This window comes from Lactococcus sp., from assembly GCF_036648155.1.
Lineage (GTDB): Bacteria > Bacillota > Bacilli > Lactobacillales > Streptococcaceae > Lactococcus > Lactococcus cremoris.
In genome coordinates, this window is the sequence record NZ_JAVXIY010000002.1 from 324,105 (window position 1) to 342,513 (window position 18,409).

The window sequence follows — 18,409 nt, forward strand, 5'->3', positions numbered from 1 at the left end:
AATTTTTATTTTTTACGAATCACATAAGGCATGATTCCATCATTAGTGTAGTAATCCAAATCTACCTGTGAATCAAAGCGTAAGAGAACTTGAAACTTCTTCTCATCAGCCTGAACTGTGATTTTCTCATGAATTTTAGGATGGCCTGGTAAATCGATAGAAAAAACTTCATCTCCAGTCAATCCAAGACTTTTCGCATTTTGATCATCTAAAAACTGTAAAGGAAGAATCCCCATCATGACAAGATTACTCCGGTGAATACGTTCAAAACTTTCAGCAATTACGGCCTTAACTCCAAGTAATTTTGTTCCCTTAGCTGCCCAGTCCCGACTTGAACCCATTCCATAATCTTTTCCAGCAAGAACAATCAATCCTGCTCCTTTTTCTTTATATTTTTGTGCTACCTCATATATGGGTAAAATTTCATCAGCAAATTTAGAATATCCACCTTCAAGTGGTGCAACAAGTTGATTTTTGATACGAATATTTGCAAAAGTTCCTCGAGTCATCACTTTGTCGTTCCCTCGTCTTGAACCAAAACTATTAAAGTCTTTATAAGTTATTCCTGAATTTCTTAAATAATCACCAGCAGGTGACTTCAAAGGAATATTACCGGCAGGACTAATATGATCAGTTGTGATAGAATCTCCAAATTTTGCTAAAACCTGCAAACTTGAAAGGATATTTTTATTAGTAGCTACTAATGTCATATCATCAAAATAAGGGGGATTAGAAATATAAGTAGAGTCAGTTTCCCAATTGTAGACTTGACTTTTTTTCGTTTGAATATCGTTCCAAATTGTATTTTCATCAAAAATTTTTGCATAAGTTTTGGCATACAAATCTTTAGTCACATACTTTTGAACTAAATCGTCCACTTCATCAGAAGGAGGTAAAATGTCTTTCAGATATACTTTTTCACCTTTAAGATTCGTACCTAATGGATTTTTAGTTAGATTTTTTCTAACGGAACCAGCTAGTGCATAAGCAACTATTAAAGGGGGGCTTGCAAGATAATTTGCTTTTACCAATGGATGAATTCTTCCTTCAAAATTTCTATTTCCACTTAAAACACTGGTTGCAACTAGTTCCTTATCAGTAATTTCTTTTTCCATTTCTCTTAAAAGTGGTCCTGAATTACCAATACATGTTGTACAACCATATCCAATTACATTAAATCCTAAAGTTTCAAGATAAGGAAGAAGACCTGCCTTGTCTAGGTAAGAGCTAACGACCTTTGAACCTGGAGCTAATGATGTTTTGACCCAGCTAGGAACTTCAAGACCTTGTTCTACTGCATTTTTTGCGAGTAATCCTGCCATCATCATTACATGGGGATTACTCGTATTGGTACAGCTCGTAATAGCTGCAATAGCAATTTTCCCATCTTCTTCTTTCAATTTTTTTTGTTGTTCAACGAACTTTTCAAAATTATGAGATAAATCTCCTAATTCCAGCATATCTTGCGGGCGTGAAGGTCCTGATAGTCGTGTTTCTACTTTTTCTAAATTAATATCAATGACTTTGCTATAGTGTGGTTGGTAACTATCATCATAAAATAGTTTATTTGCCTTTGCATATGCTTCTACTCGCGCAACTATTTCCTCAGAACGATTTGTCGCCCGAAGATACTTCAATGTTTCATTATCAATAGGAAAATATCCACAGGTGGCACCATACTCAGGAGCCATATTTGCAATTGTTGCTCGATCGGCTAAACTTAAATTTTTTAATCCTTCCCCAAAAAATTCAACGAATTTCCCTACCACTTTTTCATCTCGTAAAATTTTCGTGACTGTTAAAGCTAAATCTGTCGCGGTTGCAAATACTCCAAGTTTTCCTATTAGTCTTACTCCTACTACTTCTGGAACAGTTAATGAGCTAGGCTCCCCTAACATTACAGCCTCAGCTTCAATCCCTCCGACTCCCCAACCCAGAACGCCTAAAGCATTAATCATTGTTGTATGACTATCTGTACCAAAAACACTATCTGGATATAAAAGTCCATCTTTTTCGCTAATTACTTCGCTTAAATATTCAATATTAACTTGATGAATGATACCTGTTGCTGGAGGAACCACTCTAAAATTTTCAAAAGATTGCTCTGCCCATTTTAAAAATTCGTAGCGTTCACGATTACGTTCAAACTCTTTTTTTGAATTTAATAAGAAGGCTTGTTCATTTCCTTGAAAATCTACTTGAACAGAATGGTCAATAACTAAATCTACTGGAATTTCTGGGTTAATTAACTCAGGATTTTTTCCTAATTTAAGCATCGCATCACGCATTGCTGCCAAATCAACAATGGCTGGAACTCCTGTAAAATCTTGAAGAACCACACGACTTGGTAAAAAAACGGTTTCTTGACCGACTTCTCTTTTTAAATAATCTTTAATGGCTTGAATATAAGCTTGATCAATATTTTTATCATTTTTCTGCCTAATCAAACTCTCTAAAAGAACTCTTAAACTATATGGAAAGTCTTCAATTCTCTCAGTCTCACTAATATCAAAATAGTGATACTCTTTATCATTAATTTTTAAAGTTTTCATCTTTCCTCCAATCTTGTATAAGCTTTAGACTCTAAAATACTCTCATAAGCAGGCCTTATGATTTTATTCATATTAATTAATTCTTCCATTCTATGAGCCAACCAACCTACAATTCTAGCGATGGCAAATAAAGGAGTAAATAATTCTTGTGGGATTTCCAGTATTTTATAGACAAAGCCTGAATAAAAGTCAACATTTGGACAAATTGTTTTATAAATTTTTCTATTTTCGGATATCACTTTAGGAGCAAGGAAAGCAACTTTTTCATAAAGTTTAAATTCTTCTTCTAATCCTTTTTCTTTTGCTAGACTTTCAACATAGGATTTAAAAACCTCAAAACGTGGATCACTCACACTATAGATTGCATGGCCAATGCCATAAATCAATCCTTGCTTATCAAAAACTTCTTTATTTAATATTTGATGAAGATATTTTTTTATTTCTTCATCATTATTGTAATCAGAGATATTTTCTTTAATATTTTCTAGCATTTTTGCCGCTTTGATGTTTGCTCCACCATGTTTTGGCCCTTTTAAACTCGAAAGAGCAGCAGCTATCGTAGCATAAGTATCTGTTCCACTGGAAGTAACCACATGAGTCGTAAATGTCGAATTATTCCCTCCGCCATGTTCCATGTGTAGAATTAGAGCAATGTCTAATACTTTTGCTTCCATATCTGAATAATGACAATCTGGTCGTAGCATACGCAAAATATTTTCGGCCGTTGTCAATTCAGGATCTGGGAAATGAATATAAAGACTTTCTTTCTTAAAATAATGAATATAAGCTTGATAACTATAAATCGCAAGAAGAGGAAAATCTGCAATGAGTGCTAGTGACTGCTCTAAGACATTCTTAATTGAAATATCCGAAGCTTTTTTATCATAACTAGCAAGTGCAAGTAGGCAGCGACTCATAGAATTCATTACATCACTTGAAGGATTGGTCAGTATTGTTTCGCGAACAAAAAACTCGGGTAAAGTTCTTTTGCTAGCTAACAGAATTTGAAATTCTTGAAGTTCATTTGCCGAAGGTAACTCTCCAAATAATAAAAGGTAGGTCATCTCTTCAAAGCCAAAACGATTTTTACTTCTCAAGTCACTAACGATATCTTTAATATTATAGGCTCGATATTCTAAGACACCAGGAATTTGATTCCCTTCCTTATCAAAAGAATGGATCGCAGATATATTAGTTAATCCCGCTAAAACACCTTTTCCATTAATATCTCTTAAACCTTTTTTAACGTTGTACTTTTTGTAAAATTCACTAGGAATTTGTGAATTTTTAATCATTTTTTCTTCTTTATTCATTAAATTCATAAATACCTCCATCTATTTCATTATTATACACTTTTTATTCCGAAAATTATATATTTTCTGAAAATTAAAATTACTTTTTTTTTTAGAAAATAAAAAATCCTACCATAATGGTAGGGTTAATTTAAAGTTAGTCAATTTCAATCAATAAGTCTTGTGTTTGAATGGCTTCACCTTTGACAACATGAAGGGCAACAATTTCACCATCAAATGGTGCTTCAATGGTCGTTTCCATCTTCATGGCTTCAGTAACCATCAAAGCTTGTCCTTTTTTAACTTTATCTCCAGCTTTAACTAGGATTTCAAGAACAGAACCGGGCATAGTTGCTCCAATTTGGTTTGGATTACCTGTTTCGGCCTTACGTTTAGCTACAATTTGAGTTTGCACGGATTGGTCATTAATAACAACTTCACGACGCTGACCGTTCAAGTTAAAGAAGAGCACACGATTTCCAGCGAGGTCAGGTTCTCCTATTTCATCTAAACGAATGCTGAGCGTTTTACCTTTTTCAATTTGGACTTCAATTTTTTCGTTGAGACGCATTCCGTGTAAGAAAGTTGGCGTATCAAGTAGTGTGACAGCTCCAAATTCTCTTTGCATTTTTTGATAATCAAGGAAAACTTGTGGATACATAATGTAAGAGATAACTTCATGATCACCTGGTTCATAACCAATTTTTTGTTCCAAGTCAGCTTTTACAGTTGCAAAATCAACTTTTTCGGCATGTAATCCTGGACGATCCGTAATGACCGATTTGTCTTTTACAATAATTTTTTGTAATTCTTCTGGAAAGCCGCCAACAGGCTGACCTAAATCACCACGGAAGAATGAAACTACTGATTCAGGGAAGTTGAGCTCATTTCCTCGCGCATAGACCTCTTCTTCTGTCAATTCGTTTTGAATCATAAATAGGGCCATATCACCAATTACTTTTGATGAAGGAGTTACTTTAATGATATCGCCAAACATCATGTTTACTTTACGATACATTTGTTTGATTTCATCAAAACGATGTCCAAGTCCAACAGCTGCTGCTTGAGATTTCAAGTTAGTATATTGTCCGCCAGGCATTTCATGCATGTAAACTTCAGTTTGTGGGCTCGTAATTCCTGCCTCAAAAGGTGCATAATATTTACGCACATCTTCCCAATAGTGGTCAATTTGCTCTGCATTTTTCACATTAATTGAAGCATGACGGGGACCATGTTCAAGGGCATAATAAATTGATTGCATTGAAGGTTGAGAAGTTCCACCAGCAAGACTGGCAGTTGCCACATCAATAATATCTACTCCTGCTTGAGTTGCACCAGAATAGGTAATAATACCATTTCCTGAAGTATCATGTGTATGCAAGTGAATTGGTAAGTCAACCGTATCTTTTAATTCTGAAATCAAGCGATATGCCGCTTGAGGTTTCAACAAGCCCGCCATATCTTTAACGGCAAGTATATGAGCCCCAGTAGCTTCTAACTCTTTTGCCAAATCTTTGTAATATTGGATATTATATTTTGGTCGACTTGGGTCAAGGATATCTCCTGTATAACAAATGGTTGCTTCGGCAATTTTTCCATTGTCACGCACTGCTTGGATTGATTTTTCCATTTGTGGTAACCAGTTGAGGCTATCAAAGATACGAAAGACATCGATTCCTTCATGTGCAGCTACGCGGATAAATTCTTCAATAACATTATCAGGATAGTTTTGATATCCAACTGCATTTGAACCACGGAAAAGCATTTGGAACATGGTATTTGGCATGAGTTTACGTAATTTACGCAGACGATACCAAGGCGACTCATTCAAGAAACGATAAGCGACATCAAAGGTTGCCCCACCCCACATTTCAGCTGAGAAAAGTTCTGGAAGTCCTTGATCAATGGCTTGAGCAATTCCTTTCATATCTTGCAAGCGCAAACGAGTGGCAAGAAGAGACTGGTGAGCATCACGTAAAGTTGTATCTGTCAATAATACTTCTTTTGTATTTTTCACATATTCAACTACCGCATCAGCCCCTTGTTCATCTAAGATATTTTTAGCTGTCTTTTTCTTTTCAATGTTAAGTAGAGGTTGACGAGGTTCTTCAAAATGGCGTTTTTCTGTATTTTCAATCCCTGGGAAACCATTGACTGTAATCATTGATAAGTAGTGCAAGGTCTTTGTTCCACGGTCACGTAAGCGTGGGAAATTGAAAAGACTTGGAGTATTGTCAATAAAGGTTGTTGTTGCTTGTCCGCTCGTAAAGTTTTCATTGGCAATAACATTAATCAAAAATGGAATATTAGTTTTCACCCCACGAATACGGAATTCATGAAGCACACGATCCATTTTACGTACACTATCGCTAAATTCATTAGCAAAGGTACAAACTTTTACTAAAAGCGAGTCAAAATAGGGAGTCACTTCATAACCAGCATAGGCATTTCCGACGTCCAAACGAATGCCAAAACCACCGGGCGAGCGGTAGGTATCGATTTTACCTGTATCTGGCAAGAAGCCATTTTGCGGGTCTTCTGTAGTAATTCGACATTGAATGGCTGAGCCCAAAAGTGGTATTTCAGCTTGTGCCGGGAGACCAATTTCTGTATGTAAATCTTTGCCTTGAGCAATCAAAATTTGTGCTTGAACAATATCTACACCTGTAATAAGCTCGGTAATTGTGTGTTCAACTTGAACACGTGGGTTGACTTCGATAAAGTAGAACTTATCATCTTTGACTAAAAATTCAACCGTCCCAGCATTAACATAGCCAACATTTTTACAAAGTTTAACTGCTGCTTCACAAATTTCATTACGGAACTCTGGTGAGAGTCCTACGGCTGGGGCAATTTCAATGACTTTTTGATTTCGGCGTTGGACAGAGCAATCACGTTCGTGCAAATGGACAATATTTCCATGACTATCCCCAAGAATTTGAACTTCAATATGCTTAGGATTTTCAATGTATTTTTCAACATAGATTTCTCCAGAACCAAAGGCACCGATAGCTTCTGATTTCGCACGAGCATATCCGTCGTGCATTTCAGCGTCATTACGCGCAACACGCATTCCACGACCGCCGCCGCCCAATGCTGCCTTAATCATGACTGGATATCCGTAAGTTTGAGCAAATTCAAGAGCTCCGTCAATATCTACTGCACCATTTGTTCCGGGAATTCCGGGAACTTGAGCTTCATCAGCCGCAGCTTTTGCTTTTATTTTATCACCAAATATATCCAAGTGATGAAGCTCCGGACCAACAAAAACTAAGCCTGCTGCCCGAACTTTTGTAGCAAATTCAAGATTTTCAGATAAGAGACCATAACCTGGATGAATGGCATCTGCTCCTGATTCAAGAGCAACACGAATAATATCATCAATATCCAAATAAGCATCAATTGGTTTTTTACCTTGACCGATAAGGTAAGATTCATCTGCTTTAAAGCGATGAACGGAATATTCATCTTCTCTTGCATAGACGGCTACTGTAGAAAGTCCGAGTTCATTACAGGCACGAAAGACACGAACGGCGATTTCTCCACGATTGGCGACGAGTAGTTTTTTCATTTTGACTCCTTAATGAGGCTTGTTTGGAAAGGTAATTATTAATTCCTTTCACTCTTCCATATATTATAAAAATCTTTTATACACTTTTAAACGACTGACATTTGTCAATCGTTTTCATAATTTGGGACACTGCTACTATAGTGATTAGAAAGCTCAGAAACTTCTCGACGTTTCTCATCAGCTGAGATATTCAAGGCAAAAGCAATCCCAAGCGAGAGGACCAAGAAGGAGGAGCCTCCCTGTGATAAGAAGGGGAAAGTTACCCCTGTTTCTGGAATAATCCCAATCGCGCCACCAACATTGACAAAAACTTGAATTAGCAATAATCCAGAAACGCCAATCATAATCAGTGAATTAAAGGCACTTTTGGCTTTGATTCCAACGATTAACATTCGGCTTATCAAGAAAAATAGAATTGCTAATATAATTATTCCACCAATAATTCCCAATTCTTCTACTACAATTGGAAAAATAAAGTCGGTTTGAGCTTCTGGTAAAAATCCATTTTTTTGAATCGAATTTCCTAGACCACGTCCTGTCCAACCACCATTTACAACAGCGTAATAGGAATTAGCTAACTGGTGACCTGAATTGGCCAAATCAGTAAAGGGATTAACAAAGGCTTCAAATCGTTTATTGATATAGGCAATTGGTAAAAAACTAGGAATAATATCCCCACCTACAATAAAAAGAAAACCTAGGAAAATGACCATCAGAGATAAAATTAATCTGGAATAGCCAGAATACCAACGCCAAGAAATCCCACTTGCACCGATCATTATCAATGCAACCGCACCAATAATCATAGTGTTCCCGAGGTCAGGCATAATAAGGTCGACTAGCAATATTGCAACAACTGGTAATCTCCAACCCCCAAAAAGCTTTTGAGTTAGAGCTTTTCCTTTAAAAATTTCATTAATATCATTTTTTTCGATTTCTTCTTGCTTTGTTGAAAAAACTGACGCTAAATACCAAATAATGAAAACCTTGGCAAATTCTGCCGGCTGTACCGTCCCAATTCCTGGAATATGAATCCAGCCTCTGGCTCCATTAACGGGAGCTGTCAGTGCAAAACTCGAGGGCATTATTCTACAGAAAATTAATGACAGAATTAAAATAATCATAATTATTCCTATCATTTTTCTATTTTTGAGCGCCCTAAGTTTCAGACGGTAAATCACTGCAATCATAATAATACTCAACAGTACAAATGCCGTTTGGTTAATTACTAATTTATAAGGATTTAAGCCTTTTTGCAATTGGTCAGGAACCGTAGTTGAAAATACCATTACTATCCCAATTCCTGCAAGAATTAGGTATGGAATTAATATAGAGTAGTTTAAAAAATTATTCTTATTCAAATTCATTATCTTTTTTTCCTCATTCATATTATTATAGCATGAGTTGAATAATTTATAAAGATATTCAAAGCTACCATAAGTTAATGACCAGCAAGAGAAATTTTTACTATCATTTACTCTATTTTTTTGTATGAGGAAATTTATTAATTTACAGCTCTGTCAGTGACTCTGTTGGATAGTGTCACAAAATTATAATAAATATATTTACTGGTAATCTTTTTAGCTACTATTAAAAGGAATAAAAAGGAGAGATGTCTTTTTTTGCATAAAATACCTCTAATGAAATATTGTTTAGTTTATTATATAATATTATCACAATTCTTAATGACTGTATATACTTAAAGCTTATTTTAAACAAAAAAAGCAAGAAATATCTTGCTTTTTAGCCTTCTCGATGAAGTGTAACAATTCGTTCTTTCGGACAAAATTTCATAGTTTCCACTTTTTCTGGATGTGTGGCCTTATTTTTGCTGCTAATATAGTTTTTATTTCCACAAGAACTACAAATTAATGTAATTTTAACTCTCATTCCATAATACTCCGTTTCCGTAAATATTTTCGGAAGTTAATAAATGACCAGATGATATTGACAATGACAAATAGGCTTGTCCCGACAATAGCTGCTCGATAACTAATGTACCCAGCAATGGCTGAACCAACCAAGGGACCGGTGACCATTCCGAGATTTGAGCACATTTGTGCATAAGCAAAAATTCGACTAACTCCTTCTTTTGGCGTAATTTTTGAAAGTAGAGAATTTACTGATGGCATCAAAGCCCCCGTACCAAAGCCAAGAAGGAATCTTAAAATTCCAAGTTGTAATGGACTTTGCACAAAAGCCATTGGCAAGTAAATAACAAATGTGAAAACCAAACCAATCAAGATCAATCGATGTGACCCATATTTATCACCTAAACGACCCAAAAAACTTGAGGACATCATTGCTGATAAGCCCACTGCAGAGACAATTAGACCTGAAATAAACATCAGATTATTAGTGCTTGTTGTCAGCGTTTTAATATATAAAGTAACAAATGGTTCAATAGATTGTGAGGTGATTTGAATAATAAATGTTGTAACCAATAAACCAAAAAGAATTTGTTTATTACTTACTTTATTGATAATTTCCCTGCTAGACAACATTTCACCTTTTGCAATCGGCTCAAAGTTTTCATGAACAAAAAAGATGGTCAGTAAAGTTGCTAGTGCTAATAAAGCCCCTACAATCAAAAAGACATTTGCCATTCCAAACCACTCGGCTAATAATCCACCAAGTGATGGTCCAATCAATGTTCCAGAAACCATTGCAGTAGCTAAGGTTCCAAGTGCATAGCCTGATTTATCTTTTGGAGCTTGTGAGGCAATCATGGCAGTCGAGTTAGGAATATAGCCTGAGAAAAACCCCATCAGTAGGCGAAGGCCAAGTAACCACCAAACATTGGGAACAAATGCGATTCCTCCCATGGTCAAAGTCATAACGATACTAGCTCTGACCATCATCACTTTACGACCATGTTCATCAGCTAAACGTCCCCAAATCGGGGCAACTAGACCAGAAGCTAATGCTGGCAAAGAAAAAGCTAACCCTGAGTAAAGTTCAACATTCCCACCACTTACGCCCAATCCTTGTATGTACAAAGGCAAAAAGGGCATCACTAATGAAAATGAAGAGCCTACAAAAAAGCAGCCAATCCATGTTATAAATAAATTCCTTTTCCAATTAACTGTTTTCGTGTGATTCACCCCTATTTCTCTTTGATTATCCTAGCCAATTCTTGCTGGATTTGTTTCTTTAGTGTATCAATAGTTCCAGAATTATCTAAAATTATATCTGCATATTTTTTCTTTTCTGACAATGACATTTGTGAAGAAATTCGTTTTTTAGCTTCTTCTTCTGTAAAGCTATTTCTTGCCATTAATCTTTCAATTTGTAAATTTTCAGGTATCGCAACTAACCAAATTTCATCAAAACCTTCATAATGATATTCTAATAATAATGGAATATCCATAAATATGATTTGATTTACTGACGAATTTTTTGGTTGCGCTTCCGTATCAAAGCTGTTACTGACAGACTTTTCACTGAGCTCTTTTATCAGCTGGTCCCGTCTAGCATATAATTCTTTACGAATAATCTCGTCTTGTAAATTCGACAATTTTTGACGTTGATTTGGGTCAGAAAAAACTAAAGCACTCAATTTTGCTCGGTTTAATTTCCCATTTTCATCAGTAAAATCTGAACCGAAAGTTTCCATTATTGCATTAAAAAGTTTCCCATCAGGTTCTTGCAACTGACGGACAACTTTGTCAGCATCAATTACTTGATAACCTTCAGAAATCAAAAAATCAACCACCGTTGATTTCCCACTCGCAATTCCGCCTGTTAATCCAATTACCTTTATCATTCATCTATTTTAGCACAAATTTTATTTTTCTTAAACTAAAAATAATAGTTTTTAACTATTATTTTTAATTTATAGAAAAAAAGTCTGTCAGTAGAACTGACAGACTTTATATTTTTTAACACTAAGAATTAGATATTTGAAGTGTGCATTACTTCTTCATCATCGTTTGAAAGTACTTCATGGAAGACACGTTCAGTCAATTCTTGTTTTTGTTCAGGTGTGAGGTATTTAGTGTTAACACAGTATCCAGAGATACGAACGATAACATCTTCACCACGCATGATTTTATCGTAAACATCTTTAAGGTCCATAACGTTCAAGTTAACGTGTTGACCTGCAAATTCAGTACCGTTAATCAAAGCTCCTGGTGTGAAGTATCCATCAAGAATTTGAACCAAGTTATCTACTTGTTCATCACGAGTTTTACCAAGTGCACGAGGAGAAACTTGAGTAGTTAATGAAATACCGTCATTTGCATCTTTGAATTCCAATTTGGCTAATGAACGAAGATTTTGCAACCATCCACCTTTAGCTTTGTTAGATGGGTTAGCACCTGGTGAGAAGAATTCAAGTTTAGATTTGTTGACTGTACCATCTTCATTGAGGAATACTCCTTTATGAACTGGAGAGTTACCAGTTTGTTTAGAGTAAGCAACGTTAGATGTGATTGTCAAAAGTGAAACAGTAGCTTCAGCATTTTTGTAAAGTTTGTGTGAAGCTAATTTTTCATGATACATTTTCATGACAAGTTTAGCGATATCATCAGCACGGTCATCATCTTCACCATAACGTGGGAAGTCACCTTCTACTTCATAATCGTAGATGTAGCCATTTTCATCACGCAAAGTTTTAACTTTAGCATATTTAATTGCTGAAAGTGAATCAACTGTATTTGCGAAACCACAGATACCAAATCCCATGTTAGCACGAACTTTAGTAGGCAAGAAGGCCATTTGAACTGCTTCATAGTTATATTTGTCAGTCATGTAGTGAATGATATTCATTGCATCAACATAAGTATCTGTCAACCAGTTGAGTGATTTGTCGAAGTTTTCCATAACTGTATCATAGTCAAGAATTTCATCACGAACAGGTTCAATATCGAATACTTTATAATCTTTATGAACGTCATCGTAACCACCGTTCAAACCAGTCAACATTGCTTTCAAGACGTTTACACGCGCACCAAAGTATTGGAGATTATGACGTCCTTCTTCATTTTCTGGGTCAAGTGGTGAGACACAACAAGAGATACATGACATTTCGCCATATCCATCTTTAGCCATTGTTTCAACACCTTCATATTGGATAGATGAGTGTTTGTGACTCATAGACATTGAATAACGTTTGAATGAATATGGGAGTTTAGAATCCCAAAGAACTGTCAAGTTTGGTTCTGGAGCATTTCCGATTGTATCAAGTGTGTTCAAGAAACGGTAGTCCATTTTAGTGACACGGTGACGTCCGTCATTACCCATACCAGCCATAGATGTTGTGATAAACGTTGGGTCACCAGAATAAAGTTCATCATAAGCAGCAGCACGAGCAAATTTCATTGTACGAAGTTTCAAAACGAAATCATCAACAAATTCTTGGATTTCTTGTTCAGTAAATGTTCCACGAGCAAGGTCACGTTCTGCAAAGATGTCAAGAACGATTGGCACACGTCCAAGTGAAGTTGCAGCACCATTGATAACACGACAAACTGCCATGTATGCAATATTAACCCATTGGATTGCTTCTTTTACGTTCATCGCTGGACGAGAAACGTCAAGACCATACAAAGCACCAAAGTTTACAACTTCTTGCAAAGCTTGGTATTGCATGTTAATTTCTTCTTTAAGACGAATGTTATCATCATTAATTTCAGTGATTGCATCCCATTCTTTTGCTTTTTCCTTCATAAGGTAGTCAGCTCCATAAAGAGCAAGACGTGCATATACCCCGATGATACGTCCACGAGAGTATGCATCAGGCAAACCTGTTACAGTGTGAGCGTGACGTGCTTTACGAATTGCTGAAGTATAAGCACGGAAGATTCCATCATTTACAGAAGTCATTGTTTGTGACAAAACATCATGCAAACCTGGGTCAACTGAAAGACCGTGTTCTGTCAAAATCTTTTCAGCAACACGAAGACCACCTCTTGGCATGAAGTTTAAGCGGAAAAGTTCGCTATTTTGCATCCCATAGATGAGTTCAAGTTCTTTATCATTAGCATCAATATATCCAGCAGGAATTTTATCGATAGAGGTTACGCGGTCAGTATCAAAGGGAAATCCTACTTCTTCGTAGTGATTTTTTGTATCTTCAATAATTTTCTTTACTTTAAGTGTACGTTCTGTTGGCCCAGCAAGAAAGCTTTCATCACCATCATATGGTTTGTAGTTTTCTTGTACAAAGCGAGTAACGCTTGCTTTATCACGCCAGTTGGTTCCTTTAAAACCATCCCAAGCTTGTTCAAAGATATTTTCCGTAACTTCGGTTTTCATTTTGAAATCTCCTTTGTTCTTTCTGTTTCAAATTACAACTTCATTATATCATACAGTTTGATAATAGCAAACAGAATTCAAGAGAAATTACAGATTCTTTACTAATACAGTTTCAATTATTTTAATATCTGTTATACTTTTTTAAAACGTTTTCATAATTAATTCACAAAATAACTTTGACAAACATTGCTAACTTCATGATTTATTATCACTAATTAATTTTTTCACAAAGATGAAAAAAATGGAGAAATTTTCTCCATTCATAACATATCTTTTTTGTGTAGCCACCAAGTAACCCAAACACATAATAAAATTCCAAGCACCAAAATGAGCCAGACCATCCAATTAAAATTTTGACCAGGAATCGGAACATTCATTCCATAAAAGCCGACAATAACCGCCGGAATACCTAGAACAAATGTTGCTGAGGTCATAATTTTCATGACGATATTCAAATTATTAGAGACAATGTTTGAGAACAAATCTCGGAGATTTTCTAGTAACTTGAGCTGAATCTTGGTTTCTGTATAAGCTTGGTCTGTTTCGACAAAAATATCATAGATTTTTTCGGCAAAACCATCTTCATCATCTTCTCGTAAGTAATCAATAAAATTTTGAAGAACTTGCATATTATTGTGCAGCGCATCTTCAAAATAAATCAAACTTGCTTGAATGGCAATTAAGTCAACAATTTGGTCATTTTTTGTTGAATTTTTGATACCAACTTCAAGCCGGCGGCGCCTTGTTCTAAAGTCTCTCAAATAATCATGAAAAGTATGAGTCATTTGGTACATCACTTGAAAAATTAGTTGGTGTTTATAGCGTTTATAATCATATTCTCGTTCAAAAATGAGACCATTATCAATTTCATGGTTAAGGGCCAAAATAACCGATTCATTCTTAGTCCAAACCAAAGAATATGGAAAAGTGGCCACTTCTCCATAGTTGGACAAGGCGGGATATTGCAAAAGAATCAGATTGTTGTCATTATCATCTGTTTCAAAACGGGCATTTTCATAGTCATCTAAAATTCCAGATAGATAGTCAAAAGGAAAATCATAGTGTTCTGAGATATTCCCAATTTCTTCACGTGTTGGATTGAGGACATAAGTGAAATTCTTCATCTCAGAAGTTGAGATCAATTTTTTTTCATTGGATAGTTCATAATTTTTTATCATATCGGCCTATCTATCCCTTCTTTTCCCAATAAAAAAGGATTTAAATCCTCTTCTTCTCCTTCTAATTGTAGCAGATTTTCCTATTTTTTTCTCATTATTTTATTTCAAAGCCTTAACGAAAAGTTTTTTGAAGGAAGTTGGTCTAAATAATACTTTGTGATATAATAAACTTATTAACTTGAGGAGACTTTTTTTGAAATTCAAACATGAACCCCTAAACCTGTATCTAAACTTTAAAAAATCAGCGGAACAATTTCCTGATAGCCCAATTATTTTTGACCAAACTGTTGGTGCCTTCCCTGAATTAGCTCTGGAAACAACTTACCAAAAGACCCATCAAGCAATTGTTGATAAGGCAAGTCTTTTATCGGAACTAGGAATCAAAAAATCTGACAAAGTCATTATTTTTAAATCAAGCGCTTTTGACACCTATCTCTTAGCTGTTGCTGTATCTTATCTAGGTGCTGTTCCAGCAATGATTTCTTATCATCTCCCTGCTGAAACAATGGATATTTTGGCTGGCCGTTTAGATGACCCTTGGCTCATTTATGACCAAGTGACTGACAAAACTGTGACAGAGATGAAAAATCTTAAGAATTCTAAAAAACTTTCTGTCAGCGAATTTGCTTCGCAAAAACCAAGTCATCTTATTGACAGTCAGCAACTGGATAATGACGAGATTGCTTATCTCACTCATACTTCTGGAACAACTGGTGTTCCGAAATTGATTGCCCACTCTGCCAATTCTATGGGTTGGCGTTGGGTGCTTCAAAGAACGGTCATGGATTGGATGCCCGATAAGGAAGAAATTTTGGCTTTCCACATTTCGCCCGTTCATTCTCGTTTCAATATTGGCGTTTCATCTGCTATGACCTTTGGTTTTGGCCTAATGCCACTTAATGATTTATCAAGAACTAATCTTGTCAATCTATTTTCTAAACATCAGCCTTATGCTTTTGAAACTCACCCTAATGACTTTGTTCGCTTGGCGAATCTTGCGAAGCAGGAACCTGAAATTTTTTCTTCGATTCGCTATCTTCATTCAACTTTTGATGCGATTAATAAAGAAACAATGCATACTTTCTTATCAGCCTCTAAACACGACAATCCAGTCTTTTTACAAATCTATGGTCAGTCAGAATGCGGCCCAATGATTTGGAAAAAGCACCGTTTATCAACCCTAGCAGATACTGATGCTCGTGAAATGGGAATTGGTATGCCTGGTCTTTCTAAAGCACGTATTGCTGACGAAAATGGAAATGAATGCCCTGCAGGTATTCCTGGAAGAATTCATTTCCTTTCTAAAGGACGTGCTTTGACTTACTACAAAGAAGAGGATCGTTTCAACAAAGAAGTCTATGGCGACTGGTGGGATACTGGCGATTGGGGCCTAATGAATGAAGAAGGAAATCTTTTCCTCCATGACCGTCAAGTCGATTTAATTGATAAAATTGAATCAAATTTAGCAATTGAAGACCTCCTTTTAGATCAACATGATTTTTTAGATGAAGTTGTGATTATTCGCGATAAATCTGGAAAACCACAACCTATCTTAGCCTTGGCTGACAATGCGGAAATGGATTGGTCAGCTTGGTGGGCTTCAATTGTTGACTTACCATTTTTAAATGAACCTATTCTCATGGCTTACGATGAAATTCCACGTACTGCAACAATGAAAGTTCAAAGATTAGCTCTTGAAAGAGACTTAGCCAAATAAATTATCCTAAATATTTTGCTGACTAATCTGTCAGTAAATTAATTTATCAAAAAACTTAAAAGTAAAACTACTGACAGGTCTGTCAGTAGTTTTTTCAATATAAATTCAAATTATTGAAGTTAAGAATTTTATTTGTTAGAATTAAATAAATGACACAGTGTCATAAATTGAATGATTGGAGAAAAAATGCCAAAATCAACCTATTTTAGTCTTTCTGACGAAAAACGAAAACGTGTCTATGATGCCTGTTTACTAGAATTTCAAACGCACTCTTTCCATGAAGCTAAAATCATGCACATCGTAAAAGCACTTGATATCCCAAGAGGAAGTTTTTATCAATACTTTGAAGATTTGAAGGATTCATATTATTATATCTTGTCACAGGAAACTGTCGAGATTCATGATTTATTTTTTAATTTACTAAAAGAATATCCTCTAGAAGTTTCTCTTAATAAATACAAGTATCTTCTTCTTGAAAATTTAGTAAATTCGCCCCAATATAATCTTTATAAATATCGATTTTTAGATTGGACTTATGAATTAGAAAGAGATTGGAAGCCTAAAGGCGAGGTAACTGTTCCCGCTCGTGAACTTGATAATCCTATTTCCCAAGTATTAAAATCAGTCATTCACAATCTAGTTTATCGCATGTTTAGTGAAAATTGGAATGAACAAAAGTTTATTGAAACTTACGATAAAGAAATCAAATTGCTCACAGAGGGCTTGCTTAATTATGTTACTGAAAGCAAAAAATAGAAAGGAATTTTATGTTTTTAGCACTTAGAGAAATTCGTTATAATAAGGCTCGCTACACTTTAATCGGAGCCATTATTTTTTTAATCGCTTATGTAGTTTTTATACTGTCTGGCCTTTCCGTTGGACTTGCCAATCAATTTAAACAGTCGGTTATTGATTGGAATGCCGAGAAAATAATTCTATCAACCAGTTCAAACAATATTATTTCTGCTTCGCAAATTTCTTCTAGTGATTTAGAAAAAATTAAGGTGGAAAATGGCTCAGAATTATCATTGTTTTCCACTTCAATGCGTAAGACAAATAGTGAACGAAGCAATATCACAGTGATGGCTTTACCAAGCGATTCAAATATCATGCCAAAAGTCCTTGATGGGAAAAAATTTGCTGACAATAGTTTAGATATTATTATCTCGAAAAAATTGGCTAATCAAGGATATAAGATTGGTCAAGAAGTTTCCATTGGTAATAACAATATTAAGCTAAAAATTGTCGGTATTTCTAAAACATCTTCGTATTCTGCAAGCCCAACCGTTTACACCTCTTTTTCTGCCCTCAATCAAATAAAATATGGCAAGAATAGTAAGACACCTTTTTCTGTGAATGCTCTAGTTGTCAAATCAGGAAAAATTGATATCAATTCAGCAATTTCAAATCAATATAAAGTAATTTCTATTCCTGAATTAATAAACGACATTCCTGGATACTCTGCGCAAAATATGACGCTAAGCGCTATGATTTATTTCTTATTCCTCATCGTTCTACTAATCATCGGAGTATTTATGTATGTGATTACCTTACAAAAAGTACCAATTTTTGGAATCATGAAAGCACAAGGAATTTCAAATACTACAATCATGAACTCCTTACTTGGTCAAACTTTCATTCTTAGCTTATTGGGTGTTTTAGTTGCCTTTGTTGCGAGCTATGGTACCAGCTTTATCCTACCCGAAGCGATGCCTTTTGAAGTTAGCATAACAAACTGGTTACTTTACTCTCTCATTCTCATCATCGTATCAATTATTGGGTCACTTTTTTCAATCATTACAATTCGCAAGATTGACCCAACAAAAGCAATTGGAGGTTAA

12 protein-coding genes are annotated in these 18,409 nt (G+C 35.4%); 3 read left to right on the top strand and 9 right to left on the bottom strand.

All coding sequences use genetic code 11. The annotated features are described in order from the left end of the window. Positions 1–5 precede the first annotated feature (5 nt). From acnA to RSC39_RS03430, 9 genes are all read right to left on the bottom strand, one after another. Positions 6–2,552, bottom strand: a complete 2,547-nt coding sequence (acnA, locus tag RSC39_RS03390) for an aconitate hydratase AcnA (RefSeq protein ID WP_332535100.1) — start codon at positions 2,550–2,552, stop codon at positions 6–8. Then, complete coding sequence (locus RSC39_RS03395; RefSeq protein ID WP_332535102.1) at positions 2,549–3,874, bottom strand: citrate/2-methylcitrate synthase; 1,326 nt, start codon at positions 3,872–3,874, stop codon at positions 2,549–2,551. Before RSC39_RS03395 ends, acnA begins: the two co-directional genes overlap by 4 nt. Before the next feature lie 127 nt (positions 3,875–4,001). Further along, positions 4,002–7,415 (bottom strand): pyruvate carboxylase, encoded by a 3,414-nt coding sequence (locus tag RSC39_RS03400; RefSeq protein ID WP_332535104.1) that lies wholly within the window; start codon positions 7,413–7,415, stop codon positions 4,002–4,004. A 104-nt stretch (positions 7,416–7,519) separates the two neighbouring features. Beyond that, positions 7,520–8,782, bottom strand: a complete 1,263-nt coding sequence (locus RSC39_RS03405) for an FtsW/RodA/SpoVE family cell cycle protein (RefSeq protein WP_332535106.1) — start codon at positions 8,780–8,782, stop codon at positions 7,520–7,522. A gap of 376 nt (positions 8,783–9,158) precedes the next feature. Next, positions 9,159–9,305 (bottom strand): 50S ribosomal protein L33, encoded by a 147-nt coding sequence (rpmG, locus tag RSC39_RS03410; protein WP_003129585.1) that lies wholly within the window; start codon positions 9,303–9,305, stop codon positions 9,159–9,161. Further along, positions 9,302–10,519 carry a multidrug efflux MFS transporter gene (locus RSC39_RS03415; protein ID WP_021036849.1) on the bottom strand — a complete coding sequence of 406 codons (1,218 nt, stop codon included), beginning with the start codon at positions 10,517–10,519 and terminating at the stop codon, positions 9,302–9,304. The genes rpmG and RSC39_RS03415 overlap by 4 nt, the downstream gene beginning before the upstream one ends. 2 nt (positions 10,520–10,521) lie before the next feature. Continuing rightward, the gene (coaE, locus tag RSC39_RS03420; RefSeq protein WP_332535108.1) at positions 10,522–11,181 is read right to left on the bottom strand and encodes a dephospho-CoA kinase; all 660 of its coding nucleotides are present in this window, start codon (positions 11,179–11,181) and stop codon (positions 10,522–10,524) included. A gap of 128 nt (positions 11,182–11,309) precedes the next feature. Then, positions 11,310–13,673, bottom strand: a complete 2,364-nt coding sequence (gene pflB / locus RSC39_RS03425) for a formate C-acetyltransferase (protein ID WP_021036847.1) — start codon at positions 13,671–13,673, stop codon at positions 11,310–11,312. Between the two features lie 260 nt (positions 13,674–13,933). Continuing rightward, positions 13,934–14,851, bottom strand: a complete 918-nt coding sequence (locus RSC39_RS03430; protein ID WP_021036846.1) for a magnesium transporter CorA family protein — start codon at positions 14,849–14,851, stop codon at positions 13,934–13,936. Positions 14,852–15,044: 193 nt separating this feature from the next. On the opposite strand from RSC39_RS03430, the gene RSC39_RS03435 reads away from it, so the two are divergent. The 3 genes from RSC39_RS03435 (at position 15,045) to RSC39_RS03445 (ending at position 18,409) form a co-directional block, all read left to right on the top strand. Continuing rightward, positions 15,045–16,568: an acyl-CoA synthetase gene (locus tag RSC39_RS03435; RefSeq protein WP_332535111.1), complete on the top strand. Its 1,524-nt coding sequence runs from the start codon at positions 15,045–15,047 to the stop codon at positions 16,566–16,568. A gap of 186 nt (positions 16,569–16,754) precedes the next feature. Then, positions 16,755–17,324: a TetR/AcrR family transcriptional regulator gene (locus RSC39_RS03440; RefSeq protein WP_063281424.1), complete on the top strand. Its 570-nt coding sequence runs from the start codon at positions 16,755–16,757 to the stop codon at positions 17,322–17,324. Between the two features lie 11 nt (positions 17,325–17,335). Then, entirely contained in the window at positions 17,336–18,409 is a 1,074-nt protein-coding gene (locus RSC39_RS03445; RefSeq protein ID WP_043736024.1) for an ABC transporter permease, read from the top strand.

Bases quoted from the DNA above. Each gene is read 5' to 3' on its own strand.
- RSC39_RS03430 (WP_021036846.1), bottom strand. From the start codon at position 14,851: ATGATAAAAAATTATGAACTATCCAATGAAAAAAAATTGATCTCAACT.
- RSC39_RS03395 (WP_332535102.1), bottom strand. From the start codon at position 3,874: ATGAATTTAATGAATAAAGAAGAAAAAATGATTAAAAATTCACAAATT.
- acnA (WP_332535100.1), bottom strand. From the start codon at position 2,552: ATGAAAACTTTAAAAATTAATGATAAAGAGTATCACTATTTTGATATT.
- RSC39_RS03445 (WP_043736024.1), top strand. From the start codon at position 17,336: ATGTTTTTAGCACTTAGAGAAATTCGTTATAATAAGGCTCGCTACACT.
- coaE (WP_332535108.1), bottom strand. From the start codon at position 11,181: ATGATAAAGGTAATTGGATTAACAGGCGGAATTGCGAGTGGGAAATCA.
- RSC39_RS03440 (WP_063281424.1), top strand. From the start codon at position 16,755: ATGCCAAAATCAACCTATTTTAGTCTTTCTGACGAAAAACGAAAACGT.
- RSC39_RS03400 (WP_332535104.1), bottom strand. From the start codon at position 7,415: ATGAAAAAACTACTCGTCGCCAATCGTGGAGAAATCGCCGTTCGTGTC.
- RSC39_RS03405 (WP_332535106.1), bottom strand. From the start codon at position 8,782: ATGAATTTGAATAAGAATAATTTTTTAAACTACTCTATATTAATTCCA.
- pflB (WP_021036847.1), bottom strand. From the start codon at position 13,673: ATGAAAACCGAAGTTACGGAAAATATCTTTGAACAAGCTTGGGATGGT.
- rpmG (WP_003129585.1), bottom strand. From the start codon at position 9,305: ATGAGAGTTAAAATTACATTAATTTGTAGTTCTTGTGGAAATAAAAAC.